Genomic DNA, 14,692 nt, shown 5'->3' with positions numbered 1-14,692 from the left:
ACGTTCCGCGCGCATGCCCCCGAACATGGTGGGTTTATCAAACGAGGAAAAGCCGATGAGTGAGCCGCAAGTGAAGACCGAGGAGAAGAAACAGCATTTCGACGACATCTACGTCGCCGAGACGCCGGTACCGTTCAAGGAGCGCATCATCGACGCGCTCGATTACATCTCCGACGACTTCAACCGGCAAACCTTCGACCGGCTGATCCTCCCCTGGGCCGAGAAGCAGGCGGCCGCCGGGAAAACCCTGAACTACGTGGACCTGTGCTGCTGCTTCGGCAACACCACCATGGCCGCCATCCACAACATGGATGTCGAGGCGATCCGCGCCAACTGGGCCGACGAACAGGCCTGCAAGACCGTCGCCGCGCCGCGTCGCCTGCCGATGAAGACCACCGGGATCGATATCTCCGGCAATGCCCTGGCCTACGGCAAGAGCGCCGGGCTGTTCGACGAGACCTTCGAGGCCGATCTGAACCAGCCGGCGCCGGAGACCCAGGCCGCGATCGAAAAGGCCATGGCCGACGCCGATATCGTGATCTCCACCGCGTCGCTGGTCTACCTCGACCCGCCGGCGATCGAGAAGCTGGTGCGCTCCTTCGCGGAGACCCCGCGCGAGGGGTATATGCTCGTCAACTTCCTGAACCCCTTCGCGCTGGAAAAGGCCGACGCCACCAAGCGCCTGCTGCTGGAACACCTGGAGTTCGTGGGCAGCACCGCCAGCCGGCACCGCCGGCTGTCGCCGCTGGAACAGGAGAACTACCCGGGCGAAGACTGGGCGCTGCTGGAGATCTGGGTCCTGCGCCGCCGCGCGTAGCCCGCGGGCGCGGCCGGGGCGCGACGCCGCGCCCCGCAAATCGTCTCTGAAATTGCCCCTGAAACCGAAAGGGCCGGCCCATTCGGGTCGGCCCTTTTTGCTGGCTGGCTTGCGGCGTACCGCGGTGATCGGTTCAGAGCAGCACGACCCGGTTCCGGCCCGCCTCCTTGGCCTGGTACATCGCCTCGTCCACCCGACGGGCCAGCGTCTTCGGCGTATCGCCCGGGCGCATCTCGCTGACACCGAAACTGGCCGTCACCGAGATCGGGCAGGGTGTTTCCATTGCGGCCACCGCCTTGCGCAATTTTTCCGCCATCGCCGCGGCCCCGGCGCCGGGCGTCTCGGGCACCACCACCATGAACTCCTCCCCGCCCCAGCGGCCTAGGGAATCCGCCTCGCGCAGGGCGCCGCGGACGGTTTCCGCGAGGCGCTTGAGCACCTCGTCCCCGGTCTCGTGGCCGTAGTCGTCGTTGAAGTCCTTGAAGCGGTCGATATCGAACATGATCAGGGACAACGGACGCCCGTAGCGTCGGCTGCGCTCCATCTCCGCCTCGAGGGCATCGCCGAGACTCAGACGATTGGCCAGACCCGTCAGCCAGTCGGTGTGCGCCAGCCGCCGGATCTCGTCTTCCATGCGCACGCGATCGGTCACGTCCTTGCCGATCGACACGTAGTGGGTTACTTCGCCCCCGGCATTGGTGACCGGGCTGATGCTCTGCTCCATGTGCATCAGGGACCCATCCCGGCGCCGATTCACGAACTCGCCGCGAAAGGCATCCCCCCGCTTCAGCGTGTCCCACATCTCGCGATAGAAATCGGCATCCTGCTGGCCGGATTTCAGGATGCGCGGAGTCTGCCCCAGGGCCTCGTTGCGGCTATAACCGGTCTGTTCCTCGAAGGCCGCATTCACGTAGGTGATGGTGCCCTCGGGGTCGGTAATCAGGACCGGGTCCGCGGATACCTCCAGCGCGGTGGACAGCAGCCGGATCTCGTCATCGCGGCGCCGTTCGTCCGTGATGTCCTGCTGCACCGACACGAAGTGGGTCACCCGGCGGTCGTCATCCTCCGCATACACCGGCGAGATGTGCCAGCGAACCCGGTACCAGGAACCGTCCTTGCGGTAGTTGATGGCCTCGCCATCGAAACACTCCCCGCTGGCCAGGGCACCCCGCATCCGGTCCAGCACCGCGCGCGAGGTGGCCGGGCCCTGCAGCATGCGCGGGGTCTGGCCCAGGGCCTCGTCGCGATCGTAGCCGGTCATGTGCTCGAAGCCGGCATTCACGTAGACGATCCGCGGGCCTGCATCCAGATCGGCATCGGTGATGACCACCGAGTTGTGCGACTGTTCGATGGCCGCATCCAGAAGGCGGAGTTTCTCGAACCCCTCGATGAACGACATGGGCGGCATGGCACGGCCTTCCGGAAACGAATGGGCGCGGGGACGGGCCCCGCGAAGTGTACAGCCGAGGAATCGGACTCGTCCGCGAAGGCGGGGTTCAGTCCATATCGGCCATCTCGAGGATCGAGCCGACGATGTCGCTGGTGGTCACGATGCCCTCGAGCTCGTTGCCCTTGAGCACGACCAGCCGCCGGATCCCCTGGCTCACCATCAACCGCGCCACATATTTCACGTCCATCTCGGCGGGCACCGTGATCACCGGCTTGGTGCAGACATCATAGACGTTCGAGAGGTCAATATCGCCCTCCTCCGCCACGATCGTCTTCAGGATCGTGGTGTAGGTGATGATGCCGTAGGCATCGTGGGCGTGCTGCTTCTCCACCACCAGGGACTTCACGCCATGCTTGCGCATCAACTGCATGGCCTCGCGCAACGGTGCCAGGGGGGACACGGTCACCACGTTGGGTCTGAGAATCTCGCTTACCAGCATAATCGTCTCCGTCAGAGTTCTTCCTTGACCTGTTCCTGGAACTGCTCGATCTGGTTGCGCCCGATACCGGCCAGGTGGGCGAGATCCACCGTAAAGGCAATCCCGCGCGGATCATTGGCCAGATCGAGCTCCCTGGAAATGGACTTGAGCACGCCCAGGGCCACCTTCTTCTCCAGTACCCACAACAGGACCGACTGACTCCCCTCGTAGGTCATGCCGAGGAAGGTCTTGCGCGCCTCGGCCCCGATGCCGCGCGCGTCCATGATGGTTACCCCACCCGCGCCGGCCTTCTTGGCCGTGGCGATTGCCTGTTCCTCCAGGTCATCCGAGAGGACGGCCACCAGTGCGGAAAATCTCATTGCGCTACTCCTCCTGGTTACGCGTGAACCAGCGTTCGTACAGATCCACGGCGATCGCGTAGAGCATCACCGTGACGATGGGAAAGATGGACGCAAACGCGATCAGGCCGAAGCCGTCGATCAGGACGTTGCGGTCCTCCAGGTGCGTCGCGAGACCAATCCCCAGTGCCGTCACCAGCGGCACCGTCACCTCCGAGGTGGTTACGCCGCCCAGGTCGAAGGCCAGCGCCACGATCTGCTTCGGCGCGAGGATGGTCAGCACGATAACGAGCAGGTAGCCGCCCATGATGTAGTGATGGATGGAATCGCCCGCCAGGATCCGGTGCACCCCGATAGTGATACCGATGGCCACGCCGAGCGCCACCAGGATGCGGATCACATCGCCGCGCAGGGAGCCGCGCGCCGCCTCCTCCGCCTTCTGGCCGATCGCGATCAGGGCCGGTTCCGCCATCGTGGTGGCAAAGCCGATGGAGAACGCGAACAGATAGACCCACAGGAACAGTTCGTTGGTGATCAGCTGCTCAGCCATGCTCTCGCCGATCGGGAACAGTCCCAGCTTGAGCCCGACCACGAAGGCGTACAGGCCCAGCACCACCAGCACGAAACCGAAGATCACCCGCGGCAGATACGGGATGCGCTTGCGCAGCACGAAGTACTGGAAGACCACGATCACCGCGATGATCGGCGCCACGTCGCGCAGCATCAGCAGCAGGTCCATGCCCATCGTGGCCAGCCAGTGACCCTCGGCCCCCGGCAGATCCGTGTCCGGATCCATCGCGGCAGTCTCGGCGTTGGTCGGCGCCCCGATATCGGCGCCGGTAAACACGATGATGCCGTAGAGCTGCACGGTGATCATCGGCACCATCACGGCCAGCGCCACCAGCCCGAACCCGTCACGCAGCGGATTCCGCCCGCTGATCGACGCGGCCAGCCCCAAACCCAGGGCCGCCACCAGGGGCACGGTCACGATATTGGTGGTCACCCCGCCGGAGTCGTAGGCCAGGCCCACGATCTCCTCCGGGGCGAAAAAGGTCACCAGCACCACGAGCACGTAACCGGTCAGGATGTACCAGTGCAGCGGGTGGCCCAGCACCGTGCGCAGGATCCCCAGCGCCACCACGGCCCCGACCGACAACGCGACGATCAGGCGCAGGACGAACCCCTCGATCCGCCCCTCGCTGATCAACTCCGCCTGCTCCGCGACCGCGATCAGGGCCGGTTCCGCGATCACCGTGGCAAAGCCGAGGGTAAAGCCGAACGCCATCAGCAGCAGCAACGAACCCCGCCGGGCCAGCGCGTTCGAAAGGTTCTTGCCGATGGGGAAGATGCCCATCTCCAGACCCTGCAGGAACAGCGCGACGCCAAAGACCACGATGGCCAGCCCGACCACCATGGACAGCAGGCCATCCGGCACCGTACGCAGCACCAGCGCCTGGAACACCGCCACCACGATCACGATGGGCGCGAGATTGCGCGCCGCATGACCCAGGGTGTGGAGAAAGTTCATGCGCTCCCTTCCCGGGATATGACCCCGGAATCAATTCCCCGCCTGGCGGTCGCAGGGTGTATGGAATCCCTGCAGATACCCTATCGCGCCGTGGTGGTCGGCGCCACGGGCGGCCTCGGTGCCGCGTTCGTGCAACACCTGGAACAGGACCCGAACTGCGCGCAGGTCATCGCACTCGGTCGCCACAGCGACCCGCCCGTGGATCTCCTCGACGAGGCCAGTATCGAACATGCCGCCGCCTGGCTGCGCGAGCAGGCACCGGAATGGGACCTGATCCTCGATGCCACCGGCATCCTGGCCATCGACGGCCAGGGCCCGGAGAAGCGCCTGCGCGACCTCGATCCGGCCGTCATGGCCCGAGCCTTCGCCATCAACGCCATCGGCCCGGCGCTGTTGTTCAAGCATCTGGCACCGCTGCTCCCGCGCAATCGCAAGGGGGTTCTGGCCACCCTGTCGGCCCGGGTCGGCTCCATCGAGGACAACCACCTCGGCGGCTGGGTCAGCTATCGCGCCTCCAAGGCGGCACTCAACCAGATCGTGCGGACCACCGCCCTGGAACTGCGGTTCAGCCACCGTCAGGCCGTCGTGGTCGCCCTGCAGCCCGGCACCTGCGCCACCCGCCTGTCGGAGCCATATCGGGCGCGCGCGCCAGAGGTGCTGAGCCCCGAGTACGCAACCGGCCGCCTGCTGGACGTCCTGGACCGGCTGGATGCCGAGCAATCCGGGAGTTTCCACGACTTCGAGGGCCAGCGATTGCCGTTCTGAAAACCATCAGCGGAGATGATCTGCATCAACGAATACTGATACGCGCGGCGCGATAGTACCTCCGAACGACCATCACGCCTTCGGAGGAACCGAACATGCGACACACCCTGACCTTCCGCTCCCTGGCGCTGGCCGGCCTCCTGGCCCCTGCCGCCCTGATCCCGGCCCACGCCACCGCCGCCAACGCCGACGTCTCCGCCGGCGACTGGCTGATCCGCGGCGGCCTGACGCACGTGGCCCCCAAGTCCGACAATGGAACCTTGGGCAACCTGCCCGGTAATCCAAGCGCCGATGTGGGCTCGAACACCCGTCCGTCCGGCAACATCACCTACATGATGACGGACAACCTGGGTCTGGAACTCCTGGTCGCCATCCCGTTCAAGCATGACCTGAACGTGGGCGGTGCCGACATCGGCAGCACCCGCCACCTGCCGCCGACCCTGAGCCTGCAGTACCACTTCAACACCGGGTCCGCGGTGCGCCCGTATGTCGGTGCCGGCATCAACTACACCTACTTCTTTGACGAACCCGATGGCCTCGACCTGGATGATTCCTGGGGTGCCGCGGTGCAGGCCGGGATCGACTTCGCGGTGGACGACAACTGGTTCGTGAACGCCGAGGTGCGCTGGATCGATATCGATACCGACGTATCCGCTGACGGGGTGGGACATATCGGGACTGTCAACATCGACCCCTGGACCTTCGGGATGAACGTCGGCTACCGCTTCTGACGCATACCCTGAAGCAAGACGCCGGCCTAACCGCCGACGTCTTCCACGAGGCCGAGGACCCGCGCGATGCGGTCCTCGGCCTCTTGTGTTTCCAGACCCCGCGATTTCGGCGCACCCCAGACGGGGCCGGGCCAGGCCGGGTCCCCCTCGAAGCGCGCCACGTGGTGCAGATGCAACTGCTCCACGATGTTGCCCAGCTTGGCCACGTTCAGCGCTCGCGGGACGAAGGCCTGCTCCATCGCCCGGGCCAGGGCGCGCGATTCGCGGGCCAGCTGGGTGGCATCCTCCACCGCGAGTGCATGCAGTTCCCGCAGGTCGGGGCGCCGCGGGACCAGGATGAACCAGGGGTAGTCCCAGTGATCCATCAATCGGACGCTGGACAGCGGCCACTCCGCCACGGGCCAGGTGTCCGCGACAAGCCGCGGATCGAGTCGAAACTCAGTCGTCATTGGCCAGCTCCTGCCAGATGCCGGGTTGCGGCCAGAGGCCCGTCTCCCAGTCCCCACCCGCGGTCGCAAGCAGATAGCTGTAGTGCGACCGATGCCGCAAGGCGGCCGCGGCACTACGCCGGGCCTCCGCATCCGGGCCGCTGATCACCACCAGTTGCGTGCCGGGGACCGTCCAGGCCCGGGCGCTGGTTCCCGTTTCCAGGCCCGGCTCCACGGCCGCGGGCTCCGGTGCGAGCCCGCGCGCGTCCAGCCATTCCGCGACGGCGGCATGCGTGCCCAGCAGGATCCGCGTGCCCCCCATGCCCTCCGCGACCTCGGGCACACGCCCCAGCCAGGGCGCGACCTCGGCGGCCCCGGCATCCCCGAGCGCAAACACCCTCGCCTCCGGGTCCAGGGCGCCCTGACGCAGAATCTCCGGCGACTCGCCATCAGCCAGATGCCGGAACAGCCGCCAGTCCGGATCGACGGCGATCGCCCGCGGCCGCCTGTCGGTCTCGATCGAAACTGGCCAGGACACGCCCTCCAGCTCGATCCAGTGCGTTTCGCGCCCCTCCTCGGTCTTCAGCACCAGCGGCACACGCAGGTGCCACGGGTCGTCTTCATCGGCCTGGCGCAGTTGCCCCGTCACCTGCCACCCGTCCCCCCGCGGCTCCAGCCGCAGCGCGGCCAGTTCCAGCGTCGGCGCCCCCGTACGTTCGATCCATTGCTCGAAGAAGGGGCGCAGGTCCTCCTCCGTCTCCCGGTCGAAAGCCTCGATCACGGCGGCCCAGTCGGCCTCGCGAAAAAGCCACTCGGCATACAGCTCGCGCACGCCGGCGCGCAGGGCCTGCTCCCCGATCCGGTCCTCCAGCATCCGCCACAGCATCGCTCCGCGGTGATACCCGGCAATCCGCGCGGCGCCGGAATTCCCGCCCCGGAAGCTACCATGTGGCCGGTCCTGCCCACTGGGCAGGGCCGCGTAGTCACGCAGCCACTGCCCGCGCTCCTCACGCCCCTTACCACGATCCCGCTTGAACTGGTAATCGGCCATGAAGGTGGTCAGCCCTTCCGACCAGTTGCCGCCCGAGGCGTCCACGTACACCCCCGTCCCCCACCAGGCGTGTAGCACTTCGTGTCCGAGGGAGGTATGGGGGATGAACGGCAACGGAATAACGCGCTCGCCCATCAGCGTAAAACCCGGGAAGGCCAGCCCCACCGGTCGCGGACTCGCGGCGATGGTGAAGGTGTCGTAGGGATACGGCCCGATCGCCTCGCTGAAGCGCTCGATATAGCCTGCCGCCTGCTCGCGATAGGTCGCGCCGAACTCGGCTTCCAGGTGAGCCGGAAACAGCGTGCGCACCGTGACCGTTCCAACCTCCTGCTCGACCGCGTCCCAGGGTCCGGTGGCCACGGCCAGCGCGCGTGCCGCCGGGTGTTCGAAGGTTGTGCGGTACCGGTCTCCTTCGCGCTCCTCCGCCACCTGCGAGCCGGATGCGACCGCCCGATGGCCGCCGAGGCTGGTCACTTCGATGCGCACGGCATGCGGCTCCTGCTCCGGTCTTCGCGGATACCAGTCCGCCCCCGCCGGCAGATATCCGCCCTCCGGGGCCAGGAATCCGCTTCCGGGTCGCGCATCGTCCAGTGCGGGCAGACGTGCGCCGTAGCGAATCACCAGGGCGCCGGCATCGGCCTCCGGCGCGCGCGCCAGCTCCAGCCAGCCATCTCCGCTACGCTCGAACTCGACGGGGTGCCCGCCCAGCGACACGGCGTCCACGGCAATCCCCGGATCGAGCCGGAAGCGCCGCAGAGTGGCCGGATCCACCTGCGCCGGATCCGCCTCGAAGCGGCCCTCCAGTCGCGACTGGCCGGGATCCAGTTCCACCTGCACCACCACCCCGGCAACAGAGGCCGCGCCGGGGAGCGGCGCCAGAAGCAGTCCTACGGCGATGATGACGCCCGCAAGCAAGCCGGTTCGCATGGTTCAGTCCCCGCGCGGGAAACGCGCTACCCGCTCGAGCTTCTCGCCCTCGCGCTCGATCTCCAGGGGCAGCCAGGTACCGGGCGCGACGGCCCGCACCACGCGCTGCAGGTCGCTCGCCGCGCGGATGGATCGGTCCCCGGCCCGCAGGACGCGGTCCCCCGCTTGCAAGCCGGCGGCCTCGCCCACCGAGTCCGGCTGGACCCGCAGGATGCGAATACCCGGCTGGTCATCGGCCTCCAGGTGTACCCCAAGCAGGGCCCCCGAAAGTTCGAATCGATCGTCGCGCGGGACCCCGAATACGGCATCCGCCAGGTCCGGGTCGGTTTCCGCGCATTCCCCGGGCTCGCGCGGCAAAAGCACCGCCGTGTCGGTCACGCCCAGATCGGCGAGCTGGTGGGGTACCCCATAGCCGTATTCCAGATGCCCCGAACCGATGATCGCCGCCACCAGCGGAGGACGCTCGCCGCCCGCCTCGAGATGCGCGGAGATGGCACCCGCCATCATGCGGTCCCAGGCCACCTGGGTCGCGACAAAGCGCTCCGCATCCGGCCCCATCCCGGCCGGGTGGCGTTCCAGTACGGATTCCAGATACGCGCGGTACCCGTCGCTGGGCGCGGCCGGGGCGGACACGCCGTCGCGTGCCTCCTCGTCCAACGCGTCCCAGCCTTCATGGCCCAGCCGCCGGATCGACTCCCGCTCCAGGTTCAGCGCCAGCAGGGGCACGTCATGCAAACGGGCGAAGTGCAGGATGGGCCAGTACAGGTCGGGATCGAAGCCCCAGTGGGTATACCAGCCACTCGCTTCCAGGAAGGCCTCCGGGTCCAGTTCGCCCGCGACCCAGGCATCCAGGACCGGCTGTTTGGAACGCGGCAGCATCTCGAGGCCGATCACCAGGTCCGGGCGATACCCATGCAGTGCCGCCAGGGTCGCCAATTGCCAGCGATGATGATCCATTCGGTCATGGCGCTCGCCCAGCAGGACCGCATCACGCCTTGCCAGGTCGGCATACAACTCGGCCGTATCCAGCCGCTCGCCGCCCGGCGCCGACCAGACGCCAGCGGCGGCACAGTCATCACCGGCCTGGGCAACGCTCACCAGCGAAACGGCCAGCAGACCCGAAGAAACCAGCCGTTTCAGCATCCGAAAACCTGCATTCATGCATCGCTCCTCGTCCCGCCCGTTCTACCCGGCCGCTCGTGCCAGGCACGTAACGGCCAACCCTCCTGAAGACTCTGCTAGACCGCCGGCGTTCCCCCGTGGCCCCGGCTCGGTTAGCCTGCCGGGATGAATACATCCCCGCAAAGCCCTTCCCGCATGGCCTGGCTGGACCAGGCGATAGGTGTCCTGCGCTCGCTGATCATCTACCGCCGCCCTGGCCGGCAGCGAGGCCTGCAGCGCATGTATGCCCCGTTGGTCCAGCCCGGCGACCTGGTGTTCGACATCGGGGCCCACGTCGGCGACCGCACCCTGGCCTTTGCCGCCCTGGGCGCCCGGGTCGTGGCACTGGAACCCCAGCCCCAGCTCCTGCCCTGGTTGCGGCGCGCCGTGCGCGGCCGGCCGGGTATCGCGATCCGCCGCGAGGTCGCCGGGCCGCGCCCCGGCTCCGCGCAGTTGCAGATCAGCCGGCGCCACCCCACGGTCTCCTCGGCTTCGCGCCCCTGGGTCCGATCGCTGCGCAACCACAACCGGAGCTTCCAGCACGTGCACTGGGACGACGAGATCACGGTCCCCATGGTCACCCTCGACCAGTTGATCGAGGAATACGGCACCCCCGCCTTCTGCAAGATCGATGTCGAAGGCCTGGAGGCCGAGGTCCTGCGCGGACTCACCCACGCGGTCCCGGCCCTCTCGTTCGAATTCGTCGCCGGTGCGCTGGACGTCACCCGCGACTGCCTCCGGCAACTGGACGCGCTCGATACCTACGAGTACAACCTGATCCCCGGCGAACAACGCCGGTACCGCTTTGCCCAATGGCAGTCCGGCGCGGAAATCCTGACCTGGCTGGAGGCACACGGCGACCGCCTGGGTTCGGGCGATCTCTATGCCCGCCGCCCTGTCGCTTGACGCCACGCCCCCAGGCGGCAAGGCTGGACGCATGAGTGCCCGAGACCTCCTCTGGTGGCAGGACCGTACAAGCGCCGGGATCGCCGAACTCGCCGCGCGCGACGCCGTTGCGCTCCTGCCCCTGTCGGCGATCGAGCAACACGGCCCGCACCTCCCGCTGGACACCGACTACCGCATCGGCCTCGGTCTCCTGCAGGCGGCCTGCAAGACCCTTCCGGCAGATCTGCCGCGGGTCGTCCTTCCGCCCGTGGCCGTCGCTACCAGTCATGAACACACTGACTTCTCTGGCACGCTGACCCTGCGCCCCGAGACCGCGCTGGCCCTGCTGCGTGATCTTGGCGAGAGCGTGGCACGCAGCGGTCTTCGCCGACTGCTGATCGTGAACAGCCACGGCGGCAACACCGCGATCTGCGACCTGGCCGCGCTGGAGCTGCGCCGGGACCACAGTATGCTGGTGGTCAAGCATCACTACTTCACCCAGCCCCCGCCGTCCGAATTCGGCATCCCGGCCGAGGAACTCCGCCACGGCCTGCACGGAGGGCTGATCGAGACTGCGATGATGCGCTTCCTCGCGCCGGAGACCGTCCACATGGACGCGGCCGCGGACGCGCCGTCGCTGGGGGCCACGCTGGCCGAGACAATGGAGGTGCTGGAACCCGAGGGCCGCGCGTCCTTCGCCTGGATGGCGCAGGACCTCAACCCTTCGGGGGTGGTGGGCGATGCCCGCGCGGCGACCGCGGACCTCGGCGAACGCCTGGTGGCGCACTATGCCGGAATCCTGGCCGCCGCCATCCGCGACACGGCCCGCTTCGATCTGGCGCAACTGCGCGCCTGACCGGTCCCTCAGCCGCGCTCGGCCTCCGAGGCCAGCAGTTCCTGCAGCCAGTGACCGCCGCGGTCGGCCTTGGTGCTGAGGTAGCGCAGGTTGTGGGGATTCAGCTTGCCGTGCACCGGCTCGCGCGCCACCACGTCGATGCCGCCGGCCCGCAGCGCCTCGATCTTGCCGGGGTTGTTGGTCAGCAGACGGACGGTATCGATACCCAGGAATTCCAGCATCTCCACGGCCGCATCGTAGCGCCGCCCGTCCGCCTCGAAGCCCAGCTGGCAGTCGGAGTCGATGGTGTCCAGACCGGCCGTCTGCATGGTGTAGGCGCGCAGCTTGTTGGCCAGCCCGATGCCGCGGCCTTCCTGCGCCAGGTACAGCAGTACGCCCCCACCCGACTCGTTGATGGTCTTCACGCCCAGCCGCAACTGGTCGCCGCAGTCGCAGCGCAGGCTACCGAACAGATCGCCGGTCAGGCAGGCCGAATGCAGTCGCACCGGGACCGCCTCGGGCCAGTCCCGGGGCTCGCCGATCAAAACGGCCACATGCTCCAGAATCCCGTTCCCCTCGCGGAACAGCATGAAGCGCGTGACCGGAGCATCCGCGAGCGGCACGGGGGCCTCGCTGACATAGGCCAGCTCCAGCCGCGGATGCTGGGCCACGGCCCGGGCCTCCTGCTCGTCTACATCGAGGAACATGCCATCGGCAAGCGCCGACTGAATCGCCTCGGGCACCGGTTCGGGCACCGGGGCGGCCACCACTGCCGGCAACAGGCGACCCGCCCGCACCAGTTCCAGGGCGGCGACTTCCGCCGGCAATGCCCGCGTCACCGTCGGCTGGCCGAGGGCGGCATCGGGGTGTCCGGCCTCGTTCGAGGCCTCGGGGGCACTGGCCAGAGTAAACAGCGCCTCGGGATCGGTGTCCGGGGCGAACTCGAGGGCCACGCCCTCCCAGCCTTCCTGCAGCGGCTGGGCCCAGCCCATTGCAGAGGCCCGGTGCGCAGTTAGAATCAGTCGAGGCGACGCCCCGGTCATGTGGGTCAAACGATCCAGCAGAACGGGGGTCAGACCCTCGACGGCCGCAACGAGTACACTCGACTGCGAACCACTTACCAGGACCGGATGGCCCCGGCGCAGATCAAAGATCCCGCGATCGGCGTTGTGCATCGGGTACGTCCATAGGGAGTTTTGTTTATGACCCGCCCGCAACCCGCGAATTCCCCGAAGGCGAGCCCCGGATACTCCAGACGTGTCATCAGGAACCTGCCGGATTCGGGACTGATCGGATACGCGTGCGGGAGATCGGCCCCTAGCCTACCCCAACTGGCCGGTCGCGGTCCCGTAACCCCGGAATTTGCGGCATGACGGCATATCCGGTCACCGAGGAGCAAGCCTGGCGCTGGCTGCTGGCCCAGCGGGCCGAGCCCGGCTGCTGCCCCCTGCCCGGGCCCCTGGCGCCGGGCGCCCACGAATTGCTGGATCTCTACGGCCCGATCGTCGAGGCGCCCAGCATCACCGTGGCCCAGCTCGGGCAAAGCCTGGACGGACGCATCGCCACTGCCAGCGGCCATTCGCACTACGTCACCGGCCCCGAGGATATCGAGCGCCTGCACCGCCTGCGGGCCCTGGTGGATGCCGTCATCGTCGGCGCCGGAACCGTGGTCGCGGACGACCCCCGTCTGACCGTGCGCAAGACCGAGGGCCCGAATCCGGTGCGCGTGATCCTGGACCCCGACGGCCGCATCCCCGCCGATGCCCATGTCTTCCGCCATGCCGAGGTCCGCACGCTCGTCCTCCACGCGGCCGGCTACGGCCCCTGCGGGCTTCCCGAACACGTGGAATGCCTGGAGATGCCCACCGGGGACGACGGGCGCTTCGACCCGGCACAGATCCGCGGGCGGCTGGCGGAGATGGGCCTGCACCGCCTGCTGGTCGAGGGTGGCGGGCAAACGGTTTCGCGCTTCCTGCAGGCCGACACCCTGGACCGTCTGCACCTCACCATCGCACCGATGCTGATCGGGTCCGGGCGCCCCGGCGTCACGCTGCCGGAGATCGACTCGCTGGATCAGGCCCTGCGCCCGCCCTGCCGGATCTTCCGACTGGGGGGTGACACCCTGTTCGACCTGGACCTGCGCAGCAAGCCCTGAGGCCGGCCGGCACGGCGTGGCCTCAGCTCAGGTTGTCGCGAATCGCGCGGGAGACCGCGTCCAGCTCGGCCGGCACCTTGGTCGGCTGCACCACGCTCTGCGCGATCGCGGTGTCCGGGTCCTTCAGGCCGTTGCCCGTGAGCGTGCACACGACCGTCGAGCCTTCCGGGATCTTGCCGTCGCGGATGTCGCGCAGGGCGCCGGCCAGGGATGCGGCCGAGGCCGGCTCGCAGAACACGCCCTCCTTCTCGGCCAGCAGCTTCTGCGCGGCAAGGATCTCGTCGTCCTGGCATTCATCGAACCAGCCACCCGACTCTTCGCGCACCGTCCACGCCATGTCCCAGGACTGCGGATGGCCAATGCGAATCGCGGTCGCCACGGTATCCGGGTTGTCGACCATCGCGCCGCGCATGAACGGCGCGGAGCCCGAGGCCTGGTAGCCCACCATATGCGGGCGGTTACCCACCATGCCGCCTCCGGCATATTTGCAGTGGCCCTTGCAATAGGCGCAGGCATCGGTCACGTCGTCACTGCTCTTGGCCGCCATCTCGCTGTAGCCGATCCAGTGCGCGGTGATGTTACCCGCGTTGCCCACCGGCAGGCAGTGATAGTCCGGGGCCCGACCCAGCTCCTCGACGATTTCGAAAGCGGCGGTCTTCTGGCCCTGCAGGCGATACGGATTGACCGAGTTGACCAGGGTCACCGGGGTGTTGGAGGCCACTTCCTTGACCAGGCGCATGCCGTCGTCGAAGTTGCCCTCGATCTGAATCACCGTCGCGCCATGCATCATCGCCTGGGCCAGCTTGCCCATCGCGATCTTGCCATCCGGGATCACCACGAACGCGGTGATCCCGGCGCGGGCGGCATAGGCAGCCGCCGCCGCGGAGGTGTTGCCGGTGGAGGCGCAGACGATCGCCCGCGAGCCCTCTTCCACCGCCTTGGTCACGGCCATGGTCATGCCGCGGTCCTTGAACGAACCGGTGGGGTTGAGCCCCTCGAACTTCACGTAGATCTCGACCTCCCGCGCCAGATCACGCGGGATGTTGTTCAGCCGGATCAGCGGCGTGTTGCCCTCGCCCAGCGAGATGATGCGGGTGTCGTCATGCACCGGCAGGCGGTCGCGGTAGCGTTCGATCAGTCCGGTATAGCGGTGTCCAAAGGCCATGATGTTCTCTGTCGTTG

The 14,692-nt window shown here is 67.7% G+C and carries 15 protein-coding genes; 6 read left to right on the top strand and 9 right to left on the bottom strand.

What is annotated here, in order from left to right; translation table 11 throughout:
• Window positions 1–55: 55 nt before the first annotated feature.
• Window positions 56–817 (top strand): class I SAM-dependent methyltransferase, encoded by a 762-nt coding sequence (locus C996_RS0110610; protein WP_018867422.1) that lies wholly within the window; start codon window positions 56–58, stop codon window positions 815–817.
• 133 nt (window positions 818–950) lie between these two features.
• Here the strand turns inward: C996_RS0110610 and C996_RS0110605 are convergent, their stop codons facing one another.
• The 4 genes from C996_RS0110605 to C996_RS0110590 form a co-directional block, all read right to left on the bottom strand.
• Window positions 951–2,225: a diguanylate cyclase gene (locus C996_RS0110605; protein WP_018867421.1), complete on the bottom strand. Its 1,275-nt coding sequence runs from the start codon at window positions 2,223–2,225 to the stop codon at window positions 951–953.
• Window positions 2,226–2,313: 88 nt separating this feature from the next.
• Window positions 2,314–2,706 (bottom strand): CBS domain-containing protein, encoded by a 393-nt coding sequence (locus C996_RS0110600; protein ID WP_018145798.1) that lies wholly within the window; start codon window positions 2,704–2,706, stop codon window positions 2,314–2,316.
• Between the two features lie 11 nt (window positions 2,707–2,717).
• Window positions 2,718–3,065 carry a hypothetical protein gene (locus tag C996_RS0110595; RefSeq protein WP_018867420.1) on the bottom strand — a complete coding sequence of 116 codons (348 nt, stop codon included), beginning with the start codon at window positions 3,063–3,065 and terminating at the stop codon, window positions 2,718–2,720.
• Between the two features lie 4 nt (window positions 3,066–3,069).
• Entirely contained in the window at window positions 3,070–4,572 is a 1,503-nt protein-coding gene (locus C996_RS0110590) for a DUF1538 domain-containing protein (RefSeq protein ID WP_018867419.1), read from the bottom strand.
• A gap of 60 nt (window positions 4,573–4,632) precedes the next feature.
• Between C996_RS0110590 and C996_RS0110585 the strand changes: the two genes are divergently transcribed.
• Window positions 4,633–5,337, top strand: coding sequence for an SDR family NAD(P)-dependent oxidoreductase (locus C996_RS0110585; protein ID WP_018867418.1), 705 nt, complete (start codon window positions 4,633–4,635; stop codon window positions 5,335–5,337).
• A gap of 95 nt (window positions 5,338–5,432) precedes the next feature.
• A complete protein-coding gene (locus C996_RS0110580; RefSeq protein WP_018867417.1) occupies window positions 5,433–6,068 on the top strand; it encodes an OmpW family protein in 636 nt (211 codons plus the stop codon).
• 26 nt (window positions 6,069–6,094) lie between these two features.
• Here the strand turns inward: C996_RS0110580 and C996_RS0110575 are convergent, their stop codons facing one another.
• From C996_RS0110575 to C996_RS0110565, 3 genes are read right to left on the bottom strand one after another with little or no spacing between them, the layout of a single operon-like run.
• Entirely contained in the window at window positions 6,095–6,517 is a 423-nt protein-coding gene (locus C996_RS0110575; protein ID WP_018867416.1) for an HIT domain-containing protein, read from the bottom strand.
• Window positions 6,507–8,474, bottom strand: coding sequence for a M1 family metallopeptidase (locus C996_RS0110570; protein ID WP_018867415.1), 1,968 nt, complete (start codon window positions 8,472–8,474; stop codon window positions 6,507–6,509). Before C996_RS0110570 ends, C996_RS0110575 begins: the two co-directional genes overlap by 11 nt.
• A gap of 3 nt (window positions 8,475–8,477) precedes the next feature.
• The gene (locus C996_RS0110565) at window positions 8,478–9,635 is read right to left on the bottom strand and encodes a ChaN family lipoprotein (protein WP_019592981.1); all 1,158 of its coding nucleotides are present in this window, start codon (window positions 9,633–9,635) and stop codon (window positions 8,478–8,480) included.
• Window positions 9,636–9,761: 126 nt separating this feature from the next.
• Between C996_RS0110565 and C996_RS0110560 the strand changes: the two genes are divergently transcribed.
• Together C996_RS0110560 and C996_RS0110555 are read left to right on the top strand one after the other, a co-directional pair.
• Entirely contained in the window at window positions 9,762–10,541 is a 780-nt protein-coding gene (locus C996_RS0110560) for an FkbM family methyltransferase (RefSeq protein ID WP_038032756.1), read from the top strand.
• 31 nt (window positions 10,542–10,572) lie between these two features.
• On the top strand, window positions 10,573–11,376 hold the full coding sequence (locus C996_RS0110555) for a creatininase family protein (protein ID WP_018867412.1): 804 nt from the start codon (window positions 10,573–10,575) through the stop codon (window positions 11,374–11,376).
• 8 nt (window positions 11,377–11,384) lie between these two features.
• Here C996_RS0110555 and ribA read toward each other — a convergent pair whose 3' ends face one another.
• Window positions 11,385–12,530, bottom strand: coding sequence for a GTP cyclohydrolase II RibA (gene ribA, locus C996_RS0110550; RefSeq protein ID WP_026279290.1), 1,146 nt, complete (start codon window positions 12,528–12,530; stop codon window positions 11,385–11,387).
• A 194-nt stretch (window positions 12,531–12,724) separates the two neighbouring features.
• On the opposite strand from ribA, the gene C996_RS0110545 reads away from it, so the two are divergent.
• On the top strand, window positions 12,725–13,510 hold the full coding sequence (locus tag C996_RS0110545) for a RibD family protein (RefSeq protein WP_018867410.1): 786 nt from the start codon (window positions 12,725–12,727) through the stop codon (window positions 13,508–13,510).
• 22 nt (window positions 13,511–13,532) lie between these two features.
• On the opposite strand, the gene thrC is transcribed toward C996_RS0110545, so the two are convergent.
• Window positions 13,533–14,675, bottom strand: a complete 1,143-nt coding sequence (thrC, locus tag C996_RS0110540) for a threonine synthase (protein WP_018867409.1) — start codon at window positions 14,673–14,675, stop codon at window positions 13,533–13,535.
• Window positions 14,676–14,692: the final 17 nt, after the last annotated feature.

The organism is Thioalkalivibrio sp. ALE25 (assembly GCF_000377285.1).
Taxonomy (GTDB): Bacteria; Pseudomonadota; Gammaproteobacteria; order Ectothiorhodospirales; family Ectothiorhodospiraceae; genus Thioalkalivibrio.
The sequence above is the reverse complement of the archived record's forward strand: the minus strand, read 5'-3'. Positions and strand labels throughout refer to the sequence as shown.

Bases quoted from the DNA above. Each gene is read 5' to 3' on its own strand.
- C996_RS0110565 (WP_019592981.1), bottom strand. From the start codon at position 9,635: ATGAATGCAGGTTTTCGGATGCTGAAACGGCTGGTTTCTTCGGGTCTG.
- C996_RS0110610 (WP_018867422.1), top strand. From the start codon at position 56: ATGAGTGAGCCGCAAGTGAAGACCGAGGAGAAGAAACAGCATTTCGAC.
- C996_RS0110595 (WP_018867420.1), bottom strand. From the start codon at position 3,065: ATGAGATTTTCCGCACTGGTGGCCGTCCTCTCGGATGACCTGGAGGAA.
- C996_RS0110580 (WP_018867417.1), top strand. From the start codon at position 5,433: ATGCGACACACCCTGACCTTCCGCTCCCTGGCGCTGGCCGGCCTCCTG.
- C996_RS0110555 (WP_018867412.1), top strand. From the start codon at position 10,573: ATGAGTGCCCGAGACCTCCTCTGGTGGCAGGACCGTACAAGCGCCGGG.
- C996_RS0110600 (WP_018145798.1), bottom strand. From the start codon at position 2,706: ATGCTGGTAAGCGAGATTCTCAGACCCAACGTGGTGACCGTGTCCCCC.
- C996_RS0110605 (WP_018867421.1), bottom strand. From the start codon at position 2,225: ATGCCGCCCATGTCGTTCATCGAGGGGTTCGAGAAACTCCGCCTTCTG.
- C996_RS0110560 (WP_038032756.1), top strand. From the start codon at position 9,762: ATGAATACATCCCCGCAAAGCCCTTCCCGCATGGCCTGGCTGGACCAG.
- thrC (WP_018867409.1), bottom strand. From the start codon at position 14,675: ATGGCCTTTGGACACCGCTATACCGGACTGATCGAACGCTACCGCGAC.
- C996_RS0110545 (WP_018867410.1), top strand. From the start codon at position 12,725: ATGACGGCATATCCGGTCACCGAGGAGCAAGCCTGGCGCTGGCTGCTG.
- C996_RS0110590 (WP_018867419.1), bottom strand. From the start codon at position 4,572: ATGAACTTTCTCCACACCCTGGGTCATGCGGCGCGCAATCTCGCGCCC.
- C996_RS0110585 (WP_018867418.1), top strand. From the start codon at position 4,633: ATGGAATCCCTGCAGATACCCTATCGCGCCGTGGTGGTCGGCGCCACG.
- ribA (WP_026279290.1), bottom strand. From the start codon at position 12,530: ATGCACAACGCCGATCGCGGGATCTTTGATCTGCGCCGGGGCCATCCG.
- C996_RS0110570 (WP_018867415.1), bottom strand. From the start codon at position 8,474: ATGCGAACCGGCTTGCTTGCGGGCGTCATCATCGCCGTAGGACTGCTT.
- C996_RS0110575 (WP_018867416.1), bottom strand. From the start codon at position 6,517: ATGACGACTGAGTTTCGACTCGATCCGCGGCTTGTCGCGGACACCTGG.